This is a genomic window from Paenibacillus sp. V4I9, assembly GCF_030817295.1.
Taxonomy (GTDB): domain Bacteria; phylum Bacillota; class Bacilli; order Paenibacillales; family NBRC-103111; genus Paenibacillus_E.
Window position 1 is genome coordinate 5,195,415 of sequence record NZ_JAUSZE010000001.1, and the last position, 20,884, is coordinate 5,216,298.

Genomic DNA, 20,884 nt, shown 5'->3' on the forward strand with positions numbered 1-20,884 from the left:
AGCGAATAATTTCGAACAAGCTATCCGTTCATAGAATAAAATATACAAATTTATCATTCTAAGGAGAAATGTTCCAATGAATAATGAAATAACAACTGGATCCTCTAAGATTCCTAGGGAGGAAGTAAATCGGAGACGAATTTTGGAATCGGCAAGGGCGCTTTTCATCGAACAAGGCGTTGAGAGCGTGAATATGCATCAGATCGCGAAGGCTGCCGGAGTCGGACAGGCAAGCTTATACCGCCGATACACGGAAAAGGGCGACATCTGCTTGGAGATCGTCCGCGAAGAGTGCCAGCCCTTATTTGACGAAGTCCAAGCGTATCTTAATCAATCTCAAGAAACCATACCTTTGGACCGACTCTATCAAGTGATCGTGAGATACGTTTCGTTCTTGGAGTCAAAAGTTCCCTGGCTTTGTGCGGTCAGTCGAGCATCAACAGGGCATCGTCCGCTTCACTCCCCACTATGTCAGTGGATGCGCAATACTTGCAGAAATTTATTCGACGAGGCTGTTGTAAGGGGAGAAGTTTCAGAGGTTGACATTCCGTACACCGTTGAAGCTTTGTTGGCAGCACTCCACAATATCGATTTTCATATACATGATGAAGGACTTATGACAAAACAAATTCTACAAGGAATTCGCAGAATTTTCATTGATGGATTGAAAGCTGACAAAAGTCAATCAACCCATTATCATGCAGCAAAATGATCGGTAAGTGAATTTTTTACAACGTTTTGTTGGTTTTCCCCATTTTAATATACAAATAAGCGCCGCGTACTTCGGCGCTTATTTACTCGGACTTTAAGCTGTTTTTCAAAGCAAACCTTTGTCGATTGCAAGTCTTACAATACATCTTTCATTTCGTAATACGTTTATTTTCGAGTGAGTTTATTCCTGGCTTGACAAACATCATTGCGCCCATTCCTACAATAACTGCTACAACTGCTGCAGCAAACATCGAAGTATAACCAAATTTGGATACCAGAACGCCAGTTAGAGTCGGAGCAACGATGGATGCGACATTTGCAATAAAGTGTGTGATCCCTGTAAACGTACCCGCTTTACGGGGCTCGGTATCGAGAATAACAGAGAAATAAACTGAAGCAGGCAAAAAGTTGAATGCGTTTCCAATAGCCATCAACGTCATAACCCCAACGATGCTGTCTGCAGTTGGAATGAGTAGAAAACAAACAGCAGTTAGTAAAAGAGAAACTACCGCCAAACCTGAACGGGCAATTCGCAAGTTCCCGGTTCGTCGCCGTAAAGCGTCTGAAATTTTACCTCCCAAAAGGAGTGTAAAACAAGCCCCAATCCATGGAATCATCCCAAGATACCAAAGCGAGCTAAGTTTAAAATGAAATACATCTTGAAGATATTTGGGCGTCCAGGTTAAAAGCAGAAAGTTTACGTACATATAACCGAAATACCCAATCGCGTTAAAAACCAAAGTTCGGTTTTTAAAAAAATGGTACCATTTTATTTTCATCTCTTCTCTTTCGGCTATATTCTCGTTCTCTAATAAATCAGTTTTGGACCTGATTACAGCCAATTCTTCTTTGGAAACCTTAGGATGATTCTCAGGCAAGTTAGTGAAGACTTTAGAGAAAATTATACACCAAATAATTCCGATGGCCCCAAGAATGATAAACATCATTTTCCAACTGGTTATAGATAATAGTCCGACTGCCACAGGAGCGGTCAACATGGCACCAAAAGGTGCACCTACACTTCCTAACCCAATAAAGAATCCACGGTCTTTCGCTGGTACCCAATTCGCATTTGTGCGATTCATCGTGGAAAAAACTGGTCCTTCCGCCAAACCAAACATTATACGCAGCATAGCAAACCCCGCCAATGCTGAACCCCCAAACAATGCCATTCCAATTTCCCCTGCAAATACAGTGGTAATTTCAAAAATGGACCATAAAAGCCCGGCAAGAATCCAGACAAACTTAGGACCTTTGCGATCCGCTAGAACTCCCCCGAATAAAGCTCCGAACATATAACCATAGCCAAAATAGCCGAGTACTGCCCCCCATGCTGCGGTATTAAATCCGAATGCTTGAATAATGTCTTTTTGTGCGTAGGCAATCGCCCCGCGGTCAATATAATTAATAACCATAATAAAGACAACCATACCGAATATAAAATTGCGATAATTTTTCATTTTTCTCCCCCCTTTACTCCGACTGTTCAATCAAATGACCAAATACTGCTCCAGCCGTTTTTTCGTTGATTCGTCAACATGTTGAACTTCGATAATTTGTCCTTGGTTGATGACGGCGCACACATGGGCTATCTGTACAGCGAAGTTAATATTTTGCTCAACCATGAGCACGGTCGTTCCCAACTGGTTTAACCTTTTGAGCGCAGCTGAAATTTTCTCGATGATGGAGGGCTGAACACCTTCGGTTATTTCATCCAACACGAGTAATTTAGGCTTTTGAATAATAGCCCGCGCCATCATCAACATCTTCTTCTCACCACCGCTCAGCGTCCCGGCGCGCTGACTCAGCCGTTCACCGAGGACCGGGAAGCTTAAAAACACTTCTATACAGGCCTCTTCAAACGAGCTTTTCGGCAGATTACAACCCACCTTCAAATTCTGCAATACGGTAAGATCGAAGAAGATCCCCTTCTCCTGTGGAGCGTACGCAACGCCTTTTCCTGCGATTTGATAAGGCTTGAGGTCGTGGATCGGTTGGTCCTCCAGACTAATTTCACCTTCGGTCAAAACAATTTCGCCGATTATAGTTTTGAGCAATGTCGTCTTGCCGACGCCGTTTCTGCCGATCAGACAGACGATCTCGCCTCTACCGATCTCCAGCTCAATATTGCGTAATATCAATGTTTTGCCATATCCAGAAGTCACATTCCGCATTCGTAAGAAGCTCATCCTAATGACCTCCCAGATAAACATTTTTGACCAATTGTCCGATAGTCAATTAAAAAAAACAAAATACTGTTCACCTCATGCCAAAAGAAACGGTTTAATCCAGATAACTATCAGGGATCAGGGAGATCAGCTAAATTTGTTTACACAAGGATGCTCGAAGGGACGGTAAATATCTATTCATGCACTGGTCTCTAAGCTATAATCACACGTAATCTGAAGTAGGACACAAGTATGCAGGTCGAAAAAGAGCCAACAAAGATGCAGGTCGAAATTTGGTCGGATATCGTCTGTGTATGGTGCACGATTGGAAGAGAGAAATTAGAAACAGCTCTATCTTCCTTTGAGCATCGTGATAAGGTAGAAATCAAATGGCGGAGTTTCGAGCTATTCCCAGATGCCTCCCGTCTCATCGAGGGAGACTGCGGAGCGTACCACGCAGTCTATAAAGGTATACGAAGAGAAGATTTTGTTGCGATTCAAGATCGTGCGGTCGCCCTTGCTGCCCAAGTAGGCTTGGAATTTCATATGGAGAAAGTGAGATAAGGAAATACCTTTGATGCCCATCGTCTGCTGTATTCAGCAGTCGAATACGGGATGTAAGACGCACTCAAGAAGAGATTCTTCCAAGGCCCTCATTAGTGAAGGGGCTGCCATCGGAGATGTGGCAGAGCTTGAACGATTAGCTGTTGAAGTTGGGGCTTCCTCCTGAAGAGGTTCGCGATGTTTTGAAAACCGATCGCTATACCCAGGAGGTCCTTGCCGACAAGCAAACCGCCGTAACGTTGGGGATACAAGGCGTTCCCTTCATGGCGTTCAATCGGACCTACGGAATCTCTGGCTTACAAACCTCGTATTCTCTAAATTGATATCAAGTGGTTTCGTATTCAATTCGGCAGTCTAAAACAAACATATTTTCTTAGACTGCCATAATTATTAGAATAACTACATCACTCGGTTTGGTTAATCAATTACACCTACTGGAGGAGTTTTATATATGTTTCAGTCCATTCTATAATATGTTTTCTTAAATTGTAGTGCCTCTGCCATTGTAAGGTTCTCATTATTAGCATAACCTAAAACAGTACTACCATTTTCCCCATCAGAATTATGTTTATCCAACAGATATTGAATCGCTTCATTCCCCAAAATAATTGCCCCCATCTATTCCTGCGATTATTTATGCAACCCTCAAACGATCAAATAAAGGAGTCATTCGCACTCAGATCATCGGATATTGCAAAGTTATATTCTTTTGCAAACCCATAATAATTGTCAGATCAATGATCGGAAGTTATTTGATTGAGATCTTATATGATCTAAGCAACATGATAATAAATTCAGCTTCGTTTACAAACTGATTCTGCTTGAAGGTTCCATCCTAGTATCCATCAATGATGCCATTTGAAGTTCCCACTTTTGTTGAACCTGCCCAATGATCTTTTATTGCATTAAAGTTTTCAAATATGAAGCACCTTATTTACTTACAGTATGAGCGGGGGATTCGTTTAGCGTTGCGAGTTATTCCTCTCATAAAGTACAGCACCCTGTTAACATCGATTTTAATAACATCATAAGCCAATGTTTGTGTCGCGGCTCCATGACATAAGAGTTGGTGTTTAATCATTTCGCGATATAATGGGACCTATTTCAGTAATATTAGCAGTGTATAAGGTTAGTAGTTTCTGTACACTCTATTCATATCACGTGAGTAGAAAGCACCAGTACATGTTTGGGATGTACCCAATGATTAAATGAATGATTGACATATCGGGAATTATCGATATAATAAAGTCTATGAAACCAATTGACATCTTTAAAGCTCTATCCAATGAATCACGACTGCAAATTTTACAATGGCTCAAGGAGCCTGAACTCCATTTTATGCCCCATGAAGGGATTGATATGAATGAAACTGGGGTATGTGTAAGTCAATTTACACAAAGATTGAACATGACACAGTCGACCGCTTCTCAATATCTAGCTATGCTGCAACGAGCTGGTCTAATCAAGACAGATCGTATAGGTAAGTTTACTTATTATAAAAGAGATGAGGAGGGCATACGTGCAATTATTGATTTCTTGAAGCAAGAAATATAAAAAATGAAACTGAATTAACGACCAGGGAATTCAGTTTCAGTTTCACTTTCACCATTACAATTCGACACATAGCGATATGTAAATGTTTTTTTTGGTTTTATATATCTATATATCGCGATATGTCTTTGAGTATATTAAGAATAAAAGGAGTAAATAAAAGGAGTGAATAAATTGGCAAACACATGGAAAGTATACGTTTTGGCCCTTGTCAGTTTTTTAGTAGGAACATCAGAATATATTATATCCGGAATCTTGGATAAAATTGCAGATACAATGGGGATTACTTTGGGTTCTGCTGGCCAGCTCATTACGATTTTCTCACTAGTATATGCAATTGGTACACCAATACTCATGGCTTTGACAGCAAGCATGGATAGACGCAGGTTAATCATTTATTCTCTCGGTATATTTGTATTGGGAAATATTCTTTCATTTGCATTGCCTGGCTATGGACTGTTTGTTGCTGCACGAGTCATCATGGCGCTTGGTGCAGGGATGGTTGTCGTTACTGCACTGAATATTGCGGCTAAGATCGCACCCCCGGGTAAGCAAGCCAGCTCCATCGCAACCGTAGTCATGGGATTTACAGCATCATTGATTATCGGTGTCCCTCTCGGGAGAATTTTAGCGGATGCATTTGGTTGGAAATCGGTTTTTGGCTGGATTGCTTTAGTAGGATTGATCGCAATTGTTGTCATATTTTTTGCTATTCCAAACATGAAGGGGGATAAACCAGTACCCTTGCTTCAACAGCTCGCGCTTTTGAAGAAACCAAAAGTGGCTCTTGGGTTATCAATCACCTTCTTTTGGCTAGGCGGTTATTCGATAGCTTATACCTACCTGTCTCCTTACTTGCTCACCGTGTCAGGAATAAGCGACAATTTGATCAGTGGAGCTTTGCTAATATTCGGTATCGCTAGCCTGGTTGGGTCAAAGTTTGGAGGCTACAGTACGGATCGTTGGGGTGTACACCCGACACTAATTGGCGGTATGATTCTGCATATCCTTATGCTTATTCTGTTGTCATTAGTAACAAACTCATTAGTCGGAGTGCTTGCAATTCTTATCTTTTGGTCGTTTGCGGCCTGGTCATCCGGACCGACACAACAGTATTATTTGACAACAATTGAGCCAGATTCATCGGGTGTTATGCTTGGTCTCAATCAATCCATGATGCAATTAGCCATGGCTGCTGGTGCAGGAATAGGAGGGGTAGTCGTCGAGCGAGTATCGCTCACCTCGATTACCTGGATGGGGGCTTTGGGAGTATCAATCGCCGTTGTTGCAGCTTTGGCATTATCACGTTTATGGTCAGGTAGGAAGGCAGCGGGCCCTGTGAAGGTATAAACGTAAATTAAATCTAGAAGACCAAACAAGCCTTCGATTTCTCCAATTGGGGAGATTGAGGGCATTGTTATTAGAAATGCTTGAGGAATCAGGCTATTAATTTGTACAGATCAAACACATAGTAATATGTAAATCTAGAAATAATAGATATATGTTGAAGCTTATGTTGGGGTTGGCAAATTAACGCGTAATGTTATGATTTCAAGGGAAGAAAACGAATCATATTGGTAGACTTATTCGAGATATCATTGCTTTATCATGCTGAGTATCGGACTAAAAAATAAAAAAAACACCGCCTTTCGTGTATTATGACTAATACTCCCTAATTATTGATACTAACTTCCCCATATTATCGAGTTGCTTATTTTATATCATGGGAAATTCATCAATAATGATCATGCTTATTCTTGCCCTTCCTAGCCTAGAGCGGCATTGGTCCTGTCGGCCCGCGCCAATAATCGCTACATGATACGTTGTTCCATAATAATACGATTTTCCCGGATCTTTAATGTCCATAATAAAAGTGCAAGAAGTTCATCACTTCTTGTTTACATCATCGTTGCAAGCAAAGGAAGCAGCGTCCAGCACCGACTGGATCGTATGCTGCTGCAAGTATTGATTCAATTGCTGTTCAGCGCCGTTCATCACCTTTTTAACCATACATTCTTTGTCGTCTGGATGGTCAGGGATATCAGCTTCCAATGCTTCCGCTTCAAAAAAAAACTGATGACGTTGCTCGTTCAAATTTGAGCACTCGTACAAATGCTGCCGTCCTTCGACTACCTGAATTACGTCAAGAAACGTAATTTGATCGGCTGGTCTTGCAAGTTCATATCCGCCGCTCGCTCCCGTCACAGCACGAACGATTCCATCCTGCCGCAGCTTGGACATGATTTTGGACAAATAGCTTTCCGGAACACCCTGTGACGCAGATAATTCCTTGATTCCTATGTTGTGACCACGATTCGCATGTGCTAAGTGAATTAATGCATGCAGCGCATAACTCGTGCTTTTGGAAAATTGCATAAGTAACGCCTCCTTTCGACACGAGGATTTTTATGGTTTTTATTATTATAGACCTGTAATATCTAATAATAGAGAAAAAAAATCCATAATTCAACCGGTGGAAATTGTATCAAAAACTTAACTATTGTATTTTCATGAAAAAAATGCAGGTTTATAATACTTCCGGAAAATCTCATTCATGTCACAGAAGTTTGAGCGAATTGATGATTCAATCATGAACTTGCTCCTCCACTACTTCAATGCTATTGCCAAAAACGCTTCTCCAAAATAAACGTTACACTCATCGACTGCCGCATATATGATTCCCCTTCCATAGAAGTTTCCGTCTGCTGTCGGCAATCATACTCGGGGAAAAATCTCTTCACAGCTATCACTGTATTCACCATTATGATGTTCCATTTCTCTCCGTTCAAAAAATCGGAAGTCTTAGGATCGCCACCTATGTTATGTTTACTTCACCGAATCCCGAAATTCGATTGGAAAATTCCTCTTGGATAACGAGAACGAGACTAAGGTAGCTCCTAAACCAAGCGCTGCTATACCACTTGCAACCCACGGGTTAAAAAGAACAGAGGAAACTGAATTTACGACCGCCCCTCCCACTCCAGCTCCCATCGCCAGTCCCAAGTGAACTACCGACAAGTTTAGCCCGAGAACCAAATTGCTTGACTGCGGAGCTTGCTGAATAAAATACGTTTGCAATGCCGGATTGCTCATAAAGAACGAAAAAAACCAGAGAGTGATAAATGCCAATCCTACGGCCAACGGCACGTTAAATATAGGAAGTAAAGTAAGGGAGCCTACAGAAACCGCTATAGCAAAAGTAATCGTTCGAGAGCTTCCCCATTTATCGGAGCTAAAACCGCCAAGACGCGAACCGATTGCGCCAACGACACCCAAAGCAAAGATCATGATCCCGATGCGAGACTCCTCCAAATGAAGAATCGATTCCAAATAAGGTGCCAAATAAGTCAACATCACCGAATTACTCGTGTACAACAAGAGGGAGACTACCAAGCCGGTCAATATCACAGGATTGCCAAGTACCATGAATTGTTGTGTAAAAGGCACCGGGGTGTCACCTTCAACTTGCGGTAGCAGCCTGATCAACCCCAGCATAATCAACGAGCTGACAATGGCCAAAAAAACGAAGATGACTTGCCAACTCCACCAATGGGCAATCGCGATTCCTATCGGCACGCCCAGTGCCATTGCACTGCCAAATCCAAGCGCGATCATGCCGATCGCGCTGCCCATTTTGTCGGCGGGAACCAGTTTTACAGCTGAGCTGAGAGCTGAAACCGTGTATACGCCTGCACTTAACCCCAAAATTACTCGGGAAACCATCAGGATCGCGTAATTTGGACTAATAAAAGAAACTAGAGAACCAATGATAAATATGATTAATGAAAGCACCAACAATGTTTTGCGCCCCATTCTTGAGGTTAATGCCACTAAAATTGGTGTTCCAATGGCAAAGGCAAGGGAGTAAGCAGTGACCAATTGCCCTGTAAGGCCGATGGATATTTGTAAATCATCGGCAATCAATTGGAGAATTCCGGCCACTACTAACTCCGCGGTTCCTACGACAAAGCCCCCGAATGCGAGAAAGTAGATGTTCATACGGTTCATTTTCGTCATACGAAATCCTCCTCGGTCAAATCTATATTTACCCGCATAGCGATTCGATTGCCATCGGCTGCGGCAAAAATCAAGTGGGAAGGCATGAAGTACGACGAATCCCCCGCGGCATATAATCCGGGTATCGTGGTTATTCCAAATTCATCCTTCTTTAACCCATCCAATTTCGGCAGTTCACAGTCTAAACCTTCTCCGAATGCATTCAACTCGGCTGGTCCGTCGCCAATAATAGCACTATCATAAAGCATAACGTTCATCCCTTCTTCATTAGATATAATAGTTTCATGGCAGCTTAATCTTCCTTTGTAAAGCTAGCTCTTGCTACTCCAAGCTGCTGCCAGTAACTCGTTATTGATGCCTACGCCGGCCAAAGCTCCCAAAGAAGCGGCTGTAATCGCCTGATAAAGTTCCGTTGCTGCATCTCCGGCACTATAGATGCCCGGAACGTTAGTTTTGCCAAAAGCATCGACGATGACGGTTCCTGCTTCCGTGATCTTGCAGCCCAATGCTTGCGGCAAGTCTGATCCGGCAGCAAGCTTCGGCGTAAAGAATATCCCGGTACATGGAATGCGTGATCCGTCCTCCAGTACAACTAGCTGTACCATACCGTCGCTCGATTCAATACGTCGGATCGGGGAGTCCAATGTAGGAACGTTATGCTGCTTAAGTTCCTCGCGTTCTTCATCGGTCCATTCATCAGGGCCATCGGTGCATATTGTAAACTGCTTTGTCCATCCGGACAGTATTTTGGCCATGTGTAGCGCTCTCGCACCTTTAGCTATTAAGACGAGAGACTGGTCTCTTAATTCCCAGCCGTCGCAATAGGGGCAGACAAAGCCGCTTTTGCCATACACGTCTGCCAATCCGTTAATGTCGAGAGGGAGATCCTTCATTCCTACTGCAAAAAGCAGTTTTTTGCTACGATAGGTAGTTCCCTGTGCTGTCGTAACATGAAAGTTACCATCTGTTCCCGTTATCGATACAGCAGCATCAGTAACAAAACGAACAGAGGGATAAGCGCTAATTTGCTCCCTTGCAACATGCCGAAATTCACTCGGGCTTATGCCATCTCTGGTCAGAAAACCGTGAGTTTCACGAGTAACCCGATTACGCGGGCGCCCTTCATCAATAACGACAACGCTTTTTCTTGCTCTGCCCAGCACTAGAGCGGCATTCATTCCTGCCGGGCCGCCGCCAATAATCGCTACATCGATAAGTTGTTCCACAATTATCATCCTCCTAGAGTTCTAATGTCCATAATAAAGTCGTAAAAAAATGCTTCCGCTTCAAAAAACTGATGGTGATAAATACAATCATTATAGACCTTTAATATCCATTATAGACAAAATAAATCCACAAATCAACTGGTTGAATTAGAATCAAAAACTGACCATTGTATTTTAATTCAAAAAAATAAAAATAAAATAAGAAATTTCTCACTTCATTAATAGTTAAATTCTCTATTTTTTCTAATGGAGTGTCATTCTTTTCCCCAACATACAAAACATTGAAATAGTCATGACAATAATTCAGTATGTAGTTGGAGATAATTTTCTTTTCTACGCCTATACAATGACTAATCCGAAGTTCGGATTTAGCTCCTACATGCATGCACATAAAATAACAGATCAATAAGAATAACAAGTGGTATCATCTTCGTTATTTTAAAGACATGTTCTAACACAAGCGTAAATACATATTGTACAGGCTCTTTGAGTTTACTTATCATATTTCAAGGTTGATCCTTTCATTTAGGTGCACATCAGATCAACATTCCTACAGCCGGTTATCCTGTCATTAGGAAGTTATGGCCTAAGGATATTAAGTGATGGTGAAACTTAATTTGTTCATAGTTTTTTATGTTTTGGGAAACCTTCCTGCTGGCAGCGTTCCGTATGACACGCAAAAAACCAGCAAACTCAAGGTTTGCTGGTCTTTTAACCGATCAATTAATTCTAGTAAATATGATATTGTCATTAGCCAGGCCATAACCAGCACTGCTTGGATTCTTACCGGTTACTTGAAATCTTACATTCTTGTTTCCGGGAGTGCCGAACGTGACATTCCCCATACCAACAACTTCGTATTCCGCTGTACTCTGATACTGATCAACCGGAAAACCTTGAGCAACTCCGTCAATCGTTAATTGTGCTGTTGCCCTGCTTGGATGCTTCTTGACCCTTGCGCTTACGTTATATGTTCCGGCAGTGGGAATATTAACTGTATATTGGATCCAGTCACCAACTCCCGTAAAATTGCCATAGCTCAATGCACCGTTGCTTGCACCTGAATCGGATCCATTGGAATAGGTAGCTCCTGATGAAACACTCGCTGCTAGATTCTCGAACTCATAGATAAGCGGCTGCTTCGTAATGGAAATATAGTCCGTTGCAAGCGTATAAACGCTGCTGTTCACATTCTTTCCTGTTACCTGGAATTTGAACTGCTTGCTGCCGGATGCGTTAAACGTTACATTGCCTAAATCCACAAGCTCATAAGCCTGAACGCTCTGGTATTCATCAATAGGTGAACCTTGTGGAGTCCCGTCAATATATAACTGCGCGATTCCCCTGTTCGGATGCTTCTTGACCTGTACCTTGACGTTATAAGTACCTGATTCAGGTACATTTAGTGTATATTGCACCCAACCTCCTACTCCGGTAGGCGTCGCATAGCTTAGTGCATTATTGCTTGCCGTAGAATCGCTTGTATTCGAAAAAGTCGTACCGGACGAAACCGATGACGCAAGACTCTCTGCTTCAAATTTCATCGCTTCCGGTACAGCTGGCGGCAGAATAATATCAGGAGATTTATAAGTAAGCCTGATAACATCGGTTGCTAACGTGTACGATCCGCTGCTTGTATTTTTTCCAGTTGACTGGAATTTAAATTGTTTATTCCCTGATGTTGTAAACGTCATATTGCCAAGATCCACCTCTACATAACCTTGAGCACTTTGATATTCGTCTATAGGGGAGCCTTGCGTAACACCGTCAATATACAACTGCCCAATGCCTCTGTTCGGGTGCTTCTTGACTTGAACTTTTACGTTATAAGTGCCAGGGCTAGGTACGTTCAATGTGTATTGAACCCAATCACCCACACCAGTCAGATTGCCGTAATTTAAAGAACCGTTGCTCGCGCTAGAATCAGCAGAATCTCCTTCAGTAGCTCCCGGTGAAATGGTCGTTGTAAGGCTCTCGGCCTCATACCAAGTACCTGAGTTGATCGTAACGCTGCCTGTTCCCCCAGCACCGATAGTTACGTTAGCGGAAATCGTATTATTGGCCGTTTTGTCAAAGACGATGACATTGGCGGTGGAATTAGCTGCTCCAGTGACATTCAAAGTAAGGCTTGAGTTTCCTGGAGTTTGCGTAAAGGAAGTGATTTTTTCATCTGCGTAAAGGACTTGCATAGCAGCAGAAGTATCCTCTTGTATCCAGAACGCCTTACCTTTGGAAGTATTTTCAGCCAGGTTTACAGGTAGACCTGGTGCTTTCAATTGGGCGCCGGTAAATCTTCCTTTAAACTTATAGGTACTCGTTCCGTTGTCATCCATCGTAATGTCTTCGACTAGATACGTTTTAGTATCACTAAGCCATCTGAGATTGAGCGTGATATCCGTCGCCGCGCCAATTACGTTGGCTGCCGTAGCGATGACAAGAGCTTTGCTCTTATCTTCCGTCGTATACATCCAAGCGTAGGGACCCGACGTGTCAAAGTTCGGACCAGCATGCAGAGATCGGAACGTCTGTTCTGTCATCGCTTCAATTCTTGGATTTTTGCGCCAGTCATTAAACTTTTTCAAGGAATCTATACCTGCCGTGGTCCAAGTGCTTGGATCCGTATTAAATTTGATAAACCTTGCCAACATATAGGAATAGTAATTTTCAAATTTACCCGTAGGCGAACCGCCGTAATAGACGGAATTCATAGGCAAATACCCGAAGCTGTCCATACCGATCTTCATACCTGAGCCGACACCGCCATTAGATGATAAGAAGCCGTTGTCGGATATATGTAGGAGTCCGTTATTGCGGTCGCCCTGCGTTGGATAAATATCAACTTCGCTGGTTAGTTTGCCAATGAAATCGGGATGTCTGGTCACCAGATCATTCATGTAATCTCGGACGAGTACATTTTTACGGTACACACTATCGCTCGGATGCGAGGTTGACGTAGCTGCTGTATTGGGCCAGAATTCCGTTAAATCTATCATTTGGTGAGAAAGATGATACTGAGGAATCAAGATATCCTCGACTTGGCTTCGCTTAAATTCAATGTTGGCTGGATCAGCTAAATCCCTGCCCAAATTGTGGTTATCGCCCGTCATGCTAAACCATAAACCAAATCGTAAGCCTTGCGACACAACAAAGTCAGTCAGTGACGCTAAATTCGTTGTAAAGCTACTCACTGCCGTCGTTGAATCTCTCGTTGTATTCCAGAAATCGTCGATCATAACCATATCTAGACCAGCCTGCGCCGCTTTAGGAATAACCGTATTTCTAAAAAATGCATCCGTACGTTTATCTTTATAGTCCCAGTCATTCGTACTGAATATAGAGCTAACATCATGATATTTGAACCTTTTCCTAAAATGCTCCTCTACCGCCATTTTCCCATCGATAATATCGCCCTTGAAGACCGTCATATTCACAGAGATGTACTCAAAATCTTCATTAGGGAACAAGACTAACTGCAAAGCTTCATTGTTTGTTGATATTTTGACATTGGATATACCGCTCCATGCATTGATACTGGCAAAAGGCAGCCGGTTCGGTGCTCCTTGCGTTTTCCAGTTCATCTCTGGCTGGAGGCCCCATCCATCGCCTGTATTGTATACCGTTATCGCATTTTTCCCTGCATTTGGAGCTAATTCACCGGCTGTACTAAACCATTCCATATTGGGAACATAATACAACGTATGAGCATCATTAGGGAGGTTAAGGGATATAACATCAGAGTTTGTAATCGTTTTTTGAGTCGTATCGTTATTTTTGATGACATTACTATATTTCATGCCAGAGTTGCCGTTATAGATTTCGAACCTCAGATTGACGGTTATTTTTTGAGGCGTCGTCCGGGTCACCGGAATGGTAAGCAGCTTGCCCCAGTTGGTGCCAAATTTCGTAATGTCGGTTATCGTAGCCGTACCTAACGTCCATCCGCCATCATTCGCATAGAGATTGCTTCCACCATAATTGTAGTAAAACAAATATTGGCTTCCAGTTCCGGTCAGATACTCCTTTCCGGCCTCTTTGTTGTAATAACTTGTCATTTGAATGCTTCCGCTTGCAAATGAAACAACGGACCTCATGACATCATTTTCCAGTGTCCAGACATTTCCAACTTGTGTTATCGTTGAATTTGCTGCATGGGCTTTCTGAATCTCTCCGTTTGGAATAAAAGGCAACCCGGTAAATAACATGCTGAATACCATGAGGTAACACAAAACAATACGCAGTGACTTATACTTGTTACGCATCCGTCATATTCCTCCTTTTTCATGAAAGCGATTGTAATAAATTTCGATCGTGTCTCCGTTTGGATTAGTAATCAAATACGTATGTATTTGATTACTTCGATAGACACAACCGGATTAAATCATCAACGTGGGCAGTCGCCAAGCATTCCACCGTATCGGCCGCTCCATAGTATATTTTCACCTCCCCACTATCCTCCAAGATCATTCCCCCTGGAAAAATTACATCATTGCGAAATCCGCCTTCCGTCTCATAGCTTACCTCGGGTGCCAGCAAGGGTTCTTTGCTCATACCGATGATCTTATACGGATTTTCCAAATCCAATAGCATGATTCCAGCTGAATAGCGCTTTTTCCAGTATGGCTCCCAACCGTTTTTACCCCGAGATGCATCGATATCCACCGAATGGAAAGTTGTGAGCCAGCCTTTGGAGGTTTTTACCGGAGGCGCAGCCGGTCCAAGCTTATCATTGGCAAATGGTACATGTTCCAAGCCGAGTAGCAATTCCGTGTTCCCCCAATATTTCAGATCAGGAGAATCCGAAATCCAGATATCAAAGCTGTCTTTGCCTCCCTTGCCATAGACGGGAAATGGTCGTTCCAAACGAATATATTTGCCACCAATCCGTTCAGGGAATAAAACCATATTCCGATTATCAGGCGCAGACATACTCAGAATATCAAAGTTGACAAAATCGTCCGTAACCGCAACGCCACCGCGTACGCCATGCTTCGTATCTACAGCAAAACAGAGATAGCAGCGACCATCGATAACCGTCAACCGCGGGTCATACGTTCTAAGAATTTCTTCATTTTCAATGCCGAAGCAAGGCTTATCCTGAACGTTCCAATGGACACCGTCATCACTGTACGCAAGCCCAAGATTCGTTGTACTGATTGGAAGTAACGTTTCATTCTTGATGTCGCCGTAGTCATTTCGGAACATCATGACATACTTTCCTTCATATTTCGTGACGCCTGCATTAAAAACAAGAGCCGGTTCATAAGGAACCTCTGCGGCAGTCAAAATGGGATTTAGGGGATGACGCGTGATGAATGTACTAGAAGTAAGAGCTCCACCGATAGACATAGATAATTTCCTCCGTGATATGAAATGTGTGATTTTCCTTATGCCGTTACATGGAAAGTGGAGAACTTGCAGTCTGTGTTGCAAGCAAATTCTCCACTTATGATCTGCTTATTTCTTTGAAGTCGCGTACCATTCGTTGACTTCTTTGACGCTTGCATCTCCGCCGGAAGTTTTGAATTTCTGTTGGAACGCTTCCAAACCACTAATGGCTTCTGCTCCGAAAATCAACTTCGTCGTATAGTCTCCCACCATCGTATTCAACTGTTGGAAGTTTTTCGAAAACTCTGGCAAGTAAGGAGCGAAGCCCAATGGATCAAGCACTCTTACATTCGTTTCCGTCACATTCATAAACTTCCAAGCTTCAAACAAGCGTAAATCCTTACGTACACGTGCTTGCCAATAAGTCGGATAATTTTTATCATCAGAGCCCATTAAGAAATTATTCGCTCTATTGCGCTCATCTGTAAAGATAGGTTGAATCGGAGTATAATTGCCATCCTTGAATGTATAGTGCTTATTCTCTTCACCAATTGCCATACTCTTAAACGTTTCCTTTTCAAGTTTAGCATTCATCCATTTGATGGCATCCTCAGGGTGCTTGGATGCTTTAGGAATGAAGGAAATACGGTCAAATCCTTGGTTTGCAGATAGGCCTATTTTGCCATCCTTGCCTTTTAATGCTGGAAGATAGTTCGCCTTAGCAGTAGGTACGTTTTTTACTAATGCATCTGTAATAACAGGCACATCAGACCAGTTCAGCATAATGATGCCTGCTCTTCCGCTTGTGAATTTTTCTTTAGAGGTAGCATCTTTATTAGCGGCAAACTCTTTATCAATCAAGCCTTGTTTAAAGAGATCTCCTACAAAGTTTACGTAATCTTTGTAACCAGGATCTTGAATCCGTGGGGTCAGCTTACCATTCACATTATTCCAGAAGTTCGGCATACCGAAGGCTCCGACAATGTTATCAATGAACGGCGCATCTCCTCTCGCAGTTAATGGAATATTTTTATCTCCATTTCCACCTGGATCCTTCTCTTTGAAAGCTTTAAGAACGGCAACCAACTCATCTAGCGTTGTTGGCGCTTTCATTCCAACTTTGTCAAGCCAATCCTGGCGAATGTATAAGCTGCTAGAGGAGGTCGGGATACTTTTGGTAGGGATTGCGAACAATTTCCCATCCACTTTAGCGGCTTCCAGAGCCTGAGGGTCTACAACCGCTTTAATATTGGTTCCAAATTTATCGATCAGTGGCCCTAAATCTACTAAAGCGCCCTTTTTCGCATAATCAGCATATAATGCTTTGAATTCAGTCCCGCCGAGTGAAGTGATCACATCATAAGGCTCTCCCGAGGCAATAAGAATGTTCATTTTATCTTGGGACTTATCTTGTGGAAGCATATCATATTTCACTTTGTAGCCTGTTTTCTCTTCTAGGAACTTAGCTACCGGATACGTATTGTAATCCTCTTGCTGCCAAATCTGAAGCGATCTTAACTCTGGCTTCGGTCCAGCAGTTGTCACAACTGCCGTTGTTGCCGCTGCTGTACTAGCTGGGGATGCACTGCCGCCTGTGGTCGTGTTTTTGGAAGCGCAGGCGGCAAGAGACGAAACGGACAAACATGCTACGTTAGAAGCATGGCTTTGTTGTGCTTTTTGAGCATGGGTAGACCTCCCTAAATGTATGTTTTTACTATATCATTAAACCCTGGATGCTGAAATCCAGAGCGTTAATGCACAATTACCCTTTCACAGAGCCAATGAGTACGCCTTTGACAAAATGCTTTTGCAAATAAGGATATACGAGCAGCATCGGAATAATGGAGGCAATGACGGTTGCGGAACGAACCCCCTCCGGTGATGTATTCATCAAGTCGTCCGTACTTTTGTTCAACGCATTGGAACTGTCAGCATTCAAAACAATGTCGCGCAAGTACAACTGTAAAGGCTTAAGGCCTGCGTCATTAATGTAGAGCATGGGGTGAAAATAATCGTTCCAAAAGTAGACGGCATAGAAAAGAGCAATCGTTGCAATCACCGGTACGCTTAAAGGAAGTATGATGCGAAAAAGAATCGTAAAGTTACGAGCGCCATCCATTTTGGCGGATTCTTCAAGAGCCTCAGGCAAGGATTCATAATAACTTTTGATAACCAGCATATTGAACACACTAATGAGGGCTGGAAGCATTAGCGACCATAAGCTATTAATTAAATGCAGCTGTTTCATTAGCAGGTAATTTGGAATAATACCGCCATTAAACATCATCGTGAAAATAAACAGCAGCATAATCATCGAAATGCCTGGAAGATGCCTTTTGGACAATGGATAAGCGGTTATTGCAGTTACCAGAATCGCTAGCACTGTACCTACAACTGTAATGAGCAGCGAAATCCCTATCGAGTGAAGAAATTGACTGGAGGACACCACATATTTCATCGTATCTAGCTGGAAGCCTACTGGAAAAATGCCTACTTTACCAGAAACCACAGACGATTCATCACTGACGGCTTTGGATAAAATATTGGCTAGTGGCAGCAGTGTAGCTAAGCCGCAAAGCAGCAATACAAGATAAATACAGAAGTCTAATGACCAATCACTAAGCGTTTTCTTATGCATGTTTTCCACCCCCTACCATATGCTTCGCTTGATCAGCTTTTTGCTAAGCTCATTACCAGCTACGATTAGAATGAACCCAAACAACCCGACCGCTGTACTAAAGCTATAGTCCTGTTGACCAAGACCTTGACGATACACGAACGTACCGATGACATCGCCGGACTGATACACGACCGAATTGTACATGGTCAAAATTTGCTCCGTACCCGCTTCTAAATACCACTACACTTCGGAAGAATTGGTTGTCCAGAAAGAAGGAAATCGGCGTCCCGCCGAACCACTGAATCACATTATTCACTAGACCGCCTGATGGGGACAGGATATTAATAAACAACCCAGAAATGATCACCCACGATAAGAAATGCGGTAGAAATATAATGGTTTGAATCGTCTTCTTGAAAAAAGCCTTCCGAACCTCATTCAAGAAAAGAGCGATGATGATCGGTATCGGAAAAAGAAGCACAATCTTGTAAACGCTGATCAATAAGGTATTCATGAAAACCTGATAAAACTCTTCGGAATGTACGAGCTTCTCAAATTGGTCCAGCCCCACCCATTTACTTCCGGCAAAACCATCAAAAATGTTGAAGTCTTGAAAAGCGATAATAATCCCATACATAGGCGCATATTTGAATAAAAACAGAACGAGTAATCCCGGCACTAATAATAGGTATAAATCATAATTGGTTAGAATTAGCTTCCAACGGCCACTACCTTTTGTTTTGGGCTTGGCGTGAGCTTTTTTCGTTCAAGCTCTGTTAGCGTAACATTCATGAATGGCTCACCTCCGTGTCTTATAGGTTAATTATATAGGTGCCCTGAAACGACTTGTAGATGGTAATATTTCTGTTTCTGGTGCAATTTTATGGTATTTAAGCAAACAAAAAGCCGACCTCTGTCTTATAGAAGCGGCATATCAGATGAATATTTAATTGTCAAATCTGCATCCCTCCATTTAACATTGTCAGACAATATTCGATTCCTTCGTTGAAAACACCTCTAACGATCTCTTTTATTCAGCATTATGCTGACTATCGTTTCCGTTATCAATGATAATTGTCAGCAGAAAATAAAGTATTAGACTGGATCTCTTTATTCCACTCGGCTTTTCGAATCGCCATACCGTCAGACTCCATAAAATAAGTATTAGACTGACCCTAGAAATTGAAACAGCGACAGCCTAGGACGAGAAAATAAAGTCCTAGACTGTCGCTGTTTCATTGAACTATCGTATCCATTAGAATTCCTGTAGATGGATTATTTTCGGCTTTGTAAAAAAACGAGCGCCTCAGTACGATGGAAGTACACAACGGGTCAAAAGCCCTTTAATACCATCGTCCTGGAGGTCGCTCTACTATGAATTTTAAATCCCATTCTAAGCAAAATCAACTCATTGAAAACATTACCTCATAGCATCTTGTTGTAGGTGTGGACATCGCACAAGAAGAAGTACATGTGGCTCGTGCAATGAACTTTCGCGGTGTTGTCGTCGGTGAACCACTCTCTTTCTTTAATAACGAGGAAGGATTTAACTGTCTTTTACATTGGATTCAGAAGTTACAGGCATCCTATCAATTTAGCGAAGCCATTATCGGTATGGAGCCGACCAGACATTACTGGTTAGCCTTATCACGCTGGCTATTCAACAATAAGTTCCAAGCAGTGCTAGTAAACCCATATCTGGTTAAAAAAAAACAAAGAAAACCGAGATAATACCCGTTCCAAAAGTGATATAAAAGATGCCTTAGTCATCGCAGATATGATCAAAAATGGGTACTACTCATGGATTCGTACCACAGCCGAAGAATTCGAGGAGCTGCGTGTTCTCTTGTCTAACCGTGATGCCATCGTTAAGCGTTTGGTTAGCACCGTAAATCAGTTACACCGCTGGGTCGATCTTGTTTTCCCAGAAATGCGACAAGTATATAAACACCTTACCTGCACGGGAGCTATAGCAACACTTCGCCTGTTTCCAACGCCATCCGAGCTTCGTAACATGCAGCCACAAGATGTCATTGACGGTTGGCGGACGCTAATGAAACGGCATTCTGGAAAGCGAAGAGCACATATGCTTGTGGCTCTAGCAAGTTCCTCGGTAGGCTCTTCTCAGGCTCATAAAGCCTATAAATTGCATTTGAAGCAACTGCTCTAAGAATACGACTTAGCTACTATTCAGCTGCAAGCCGTGGAACAAGAAGTCATTGCTGTGCTTCATCGCATTCCTTATGCCAAGCAGATGCTTGCCATTAAAGGGATTAACGCCATTTCATTAGCTGGTATTTTAGGAGAATCCGGGGATTTAAGCGGCTTTGCTCATGGTAACGCCTTGCTTCGTCATGCAGGGCTTAACCTTACGGAAGCTAGTTCGGGGAAGTGGCGAGGACAAATCGTTCTTTCAAAGCGCGGTAGATCTCGGCTCCGAAGGTTCTTGTTTATGGCAACCATGAGTTTGTTGATGAACAACAGTGAGTTTAAAACGATGCATAAACATAATGTCAGCATGAAGAAGATGAAAAAGATGAAATCTGACATGAAACTCTGTGGTAAACTTGCACGCATTTTAGTTGGAATGGCACGAAACGGATCCACCTATATTGCTCAAAAAACATTGCCATTAACACAAGCTGCGTAAGATTGTAGTCACCGTCATGCACGTAAATTGGCTTATTCGCAGGATTTCAAAG

17 protein-coding genes and 2 pseudogenes are annotated in these 20,884 nt (G+C 42.6%); 7 read left to right on the forward strand and 12 right to left on the reverse strand.

The genetic code is table 11. From position 1 onward, the window contains the following. Positions 1–76: 76 nt before the first annotated feature. Positions 77–712 carry a TetR/AcrR family transcriptional regulator gene (locus QFZ81_RS24145; protein WP_307605134.1) on the forward strand — a complete coding sequence of 212 codons (636 nt, stop codon included), beginning with the start codon at positions 77–79 and terminating at the stop codon, positions 710–712. A 148-nt stretch (positions 713–860) separates the two neighbouring features. Here the strand turns inward: QFZ81_RS24145 and QFZ81_RS24150 are convergent, their stop codons facing one another. Together QFZ81_RS24150 and QFZ81_RS24155 are read right to left on the reverse strand one after the other, a co-directional pair. Next, on the reverse strand, positions 861–2,171 hold the full coding sequence (locus QFZ81_RS24150) for an MFS transporter (RefSeq protein ID WP_307605136.1): 1,311 nt from the start codon (positions 2,169–2,171) through the stop codon (positions 861–863). Positions 2,172–2,201: 30 nt separating this feature from the next. Further along, the gene (locus QFZ81_RS24155) at positions 2,202–2,900 is read right to left on the reverse strand and encodes an ABC transporter ATP-binding protein (RefSeq protein WP_307605138.1); all 699 of its coding nucleotides are present in this window, start codon (positions 2,898–2,900) and stop codon (positions 2,202–2,204) included. Positions 2,901–3,131: 231 nt separating this feature from the next. On the opposite strand from QFZ81_RS24155, the gene QFZ81_RS24160 reads away from it, so the two are divergent. The 3 genes from QFZ81_RS24160 to QFZ81_RS37490 are packed head-to-tail and all read left to right on the forward strand — an operon-like array spanning position 3,132 to position 3,766. Next, positions 3,132–3,443, forward strand: coding sequence for a DsbA family protein (locus QFZ81_RS24160; protein ID WP_307605140.1), 312 nt, complete (start codon positions 3,132–3,134; stop codon positions 3,441–3,443). A gap of 13 nt (positions 3,444–3,456) precedes the next feature. Next, positions 3,457–3,609, forward strand: coding sequence for a hypothetical protein (locus tag QFZ81_RS24165; protein ID WP_307605143.1), 153 nt, complete (start codon positions 3,457–3,459; stop codon positions 3,607–3,609). A gap of 16 nt (positions 3,610–3,625) precedes the next feature. Further along, positions 3,626–3,766, forward strand: coding sequence for a hypothetical protein (locus tag QFZ81_RS37490; protein WP_373463709.1), 141 nt, complete (start codon positions 3,626–3,628; stop codon positions 3,764–3,766). Positions 3,767–3,899: 133 nt separating this feature from the next. Here the strand turns inward: QFZ81_RS37490 and QFZ81_RS24170 are convergent, their stop codons facing one another. Further along, positions 3,900–4,046: a hypothetical protein gene (locus tag QFZ81_RS24170; protein WP_307605145.1), complete on the reverse strand. Its 147-nt coding sequence runs from the start codon at positions 4,044–4,046 to the stop codon at positions 3,900–3,902. A gap of 648 nt (positions 4,047–4,694) precedes the next feature. On the opposite strand from QFZ81_RS24170, the gene QFZ81_RS24175 reads away from it, so the two are divergent. Both QFZ81_RS24175 and QFZ81_RS24180 read left to right on the forward strand, forming a co-directional pair. Then, positions 4,695–4,997 (forward strand): ArsR/SmtB family transcription factor, encoded by a 303-nt coding sequence (locus QFZ81_RS24175; protein ID WP_307607017.1) that lies wholly within the window; start codon positions 4,695–4,697, stop codon positions 4,995–4,997. 171 nt (positions 4,998–5,168) lie between these two features. Beyond that, entirely contained in the window at positions 5,169–6,344 is a 1,176-nt protein-coding gene (locus tag QFZ81_RS24180; protein ID WP_307605146.1) for an MFS transporter, read from the forward strand. A 537-nt stretch (positions 6,345–6,881) separates the two neighbouring features. On the opposite strand, the gene QFZ81_RS24185 is transcribed toward QFZ81_RS24180, so the two are convergent. The 9 genes and pseudogenes from QFZ81_RS24185 to QFZ81_RS24225 all read right to left on the reverse strand — a co-directional run bounded on the left by QFZ81_RS24185 (position 6,882) and on the right by QFZ81_RS24225 (position 18,894). Further along, positions 6,882–7,370: an RrF2 family transcriptional regulator gene (locus QFZ81_RS24185; protein WP_307605148.1), complete on the reverse strand. Its 489-nt coding sequence runs from the start codon at positions 7,368–7,370 to the stop codon at positions 6,882–6,884. Between the two features lie 450 nt (positions 7,371–7,820). Beyond that, positions 7,821–9,011 (reverse strand): MFS transporter, encoded by a 1,191-nt coding sequence (locus QFZ81_RS24190; RefSeq protein WP_307605150.1) that lies wholly within the window; start codon positions 9,009–9,011, stop codon positions 7,821–7,823. Next, positions 9,008–9,259, reverse strand: a complete 252-nt coding sequence (locus QFZ81_RS24195; protein WP_307605153.1) for an NAD(P)/FAD-dependent oxidoreductase — start codon at positions 9,257–9,259, stop codon at positions 9,008–9,010. The genes QFZ81_RS24190 and QFZ81_RS24195 overlap by 4 nt, the downstream gene beginning before the upstream one ends. Positions 9,260–9,322: 63 nt before the next feature. Further along, on the reverse strand, positions 9,323–10,246 hold the full coding sequence (locus QFZ81_RS24200; protein ID WP_373463710.1) for an NAD(P)/FAD-dependent oxidoreductase: 924 nt from the start codon (positions 10,244–10,246) through the stop codon (positions 9,323–9,325). A gap of 710 nt (positions 10,247–10,956) precedes the next feature. After that, positions 10,957–14,496: a hypothetical protein gene (locus QFZ81_RS24205; RefSeq protein WP_307605155.1), complete on the reverse strand. Its 3,540-nt coding sequence runs from the start codon at positions 14,494–14,496 to the stop codon at positions 10,957–10,959. A 91-nt stretch (positions 14,497–14,587) separates the two neighbouring features. Continuing rightward, positions 14,588–15,583 carry a glycoside hydrolase family 130 protein gene (locus QFZ81_RS24210; protein WP_307605157.1) on the reverse strand — a complete coding sequence of 332 codons (996 nt, stop codon included), beginning with the start codon at positions 15,581–15,583 and terminating at the stop codon, positions 14,588–14,590. A gap of 108 nt (positions 15,584–15,691) precedes the next feature. Then, a complete protein-coding gene (locus QFZ81_RS24215; protein WP_307605159.1) occupies positions 15,692–17,203 on the reverse strand; it encodes an extracellular solute-binding protein in 1,512 nt (503 codons plus the stop codon). 121 nt (positions 17,204–17,324) lie between these two features. Beyond that, complete coding sequence (locus tag QFZ81_RS24220; RefSeq protein ID WP_307605161.1) at positions 17,325–18,200, reverse strand: carbohydrate ABC transporter permease; 876 nt, start codon at positions 18,198–18,200, stop codon at positions 17,325–17,327. A 12-nt stretch (positions 18,201–18,212) separates the two neighbouring features. Beyond that, positions 18,213–18,894 (reverse strand): annotated as a pseudogene (locus QFZ81_RS24225) (sugar ABC transporter permease). 662 nt (positions 18,895–19,556) lie between these two features. Between QFZ81_RS24225 and QFZ81_RS24230 the strand changes: the two are divergent. Further along, a pseudogene (locus QFZ81_RS24230) lies at positions 19,557–20,832 on the forward strand (IS110 family RNA-guided transposase). Positions 20,833–20,884: the final 52 nt, after the last annotated feature.

Coding starts and splice junctions, on each gene's coding strand:
- QFZ81_RS24145 (WP_307605134.1), top strand. CDS start 77: ATGAATAATGAAATAACAACTGGATCCTCTAAGATTCCTAGGGAGGAA.
- QFZ81_RS24150 (WP_307605136.1), bottom strand. CDS start 2,171: ATGAAAAATTATCGCAATTTTATATTCGGTATGGTTGTCTTTATTATG.
- QFZ81_RS24155 (WP_307605138.1), bottom strand. CDS start 2,900: ATGAGCTTCTTACGAATGCGGAATGTGACTTCTGGATATGGCAAAACA.
- QFZ81_RS24160 (WP_307605140.1), top strand. CDS start 3,132: ATGCAGGTCGAAAAAGAGCCAACAAAGATGCAGGTCGAAATTTGGTCG.
- QFZ81_RS24165 (WP_307605143.1), top strand. CDS start 3,457: ATGCCCATCGTCTGCTGTATTCAGCAGTCGAATACGGGATGTAAGACG.
- QFZ81_RS24175 (WP_307607017.1), top strand. CDS start 4,695: ATGAAACCAATTGACATCTTTAAAGCTCTATCCAATGAATCACGACTG.
- QFZ81_RS24185 (WP_307605148.1), bottom strand. CDS start 7,370: ATGCAATTTTCCAAAAGCACGAGTTATGCGCTGCATGCATTAATTCAC.
- QFZ81_RS24190 (WP_307605150.1), bottom strand. CDS start 9,011: ATGACGAAAATGAACCGTATGAACATCTACTTTCTCGCATTCGGGGGC.
- QFZ81_RS24195 (WP_307605153.1), bottom strand. CDS start 9,259: ATGCTTTATGATAGTGCTATTATTGGCGACGGACCAGCCGAGTTGAAT.
- QFZ81_RS24200 (WP_373463710.1), bottom strand. CDS start 10,246: ATGATAATTGTGGAACAACTTATCGATGTAGCGATTATTGGCGGCGGC.
- QFZ81_RS24205 (WP_307605155.1), bottom strand. CDS start 14,496: ATGCGTAACAAGTATAAGTCACTGCGTATTGTTTTGTGTTACCTCATG.
- QFZ81_RS24210 (WP_307605157.1), bottom strand. CDS start 15,583: ATGTCTATCGGTGGAGCTCTTACTTCTAGTACATTCATCACGCGTCAT.
- QFZ81_RS24220 (WP_307605161.1), bottom strand. CDS start 18,200: ATGCATAAGAAAACGCTTAGTGATTGGTCATTAGACTTCTGTATTTAT.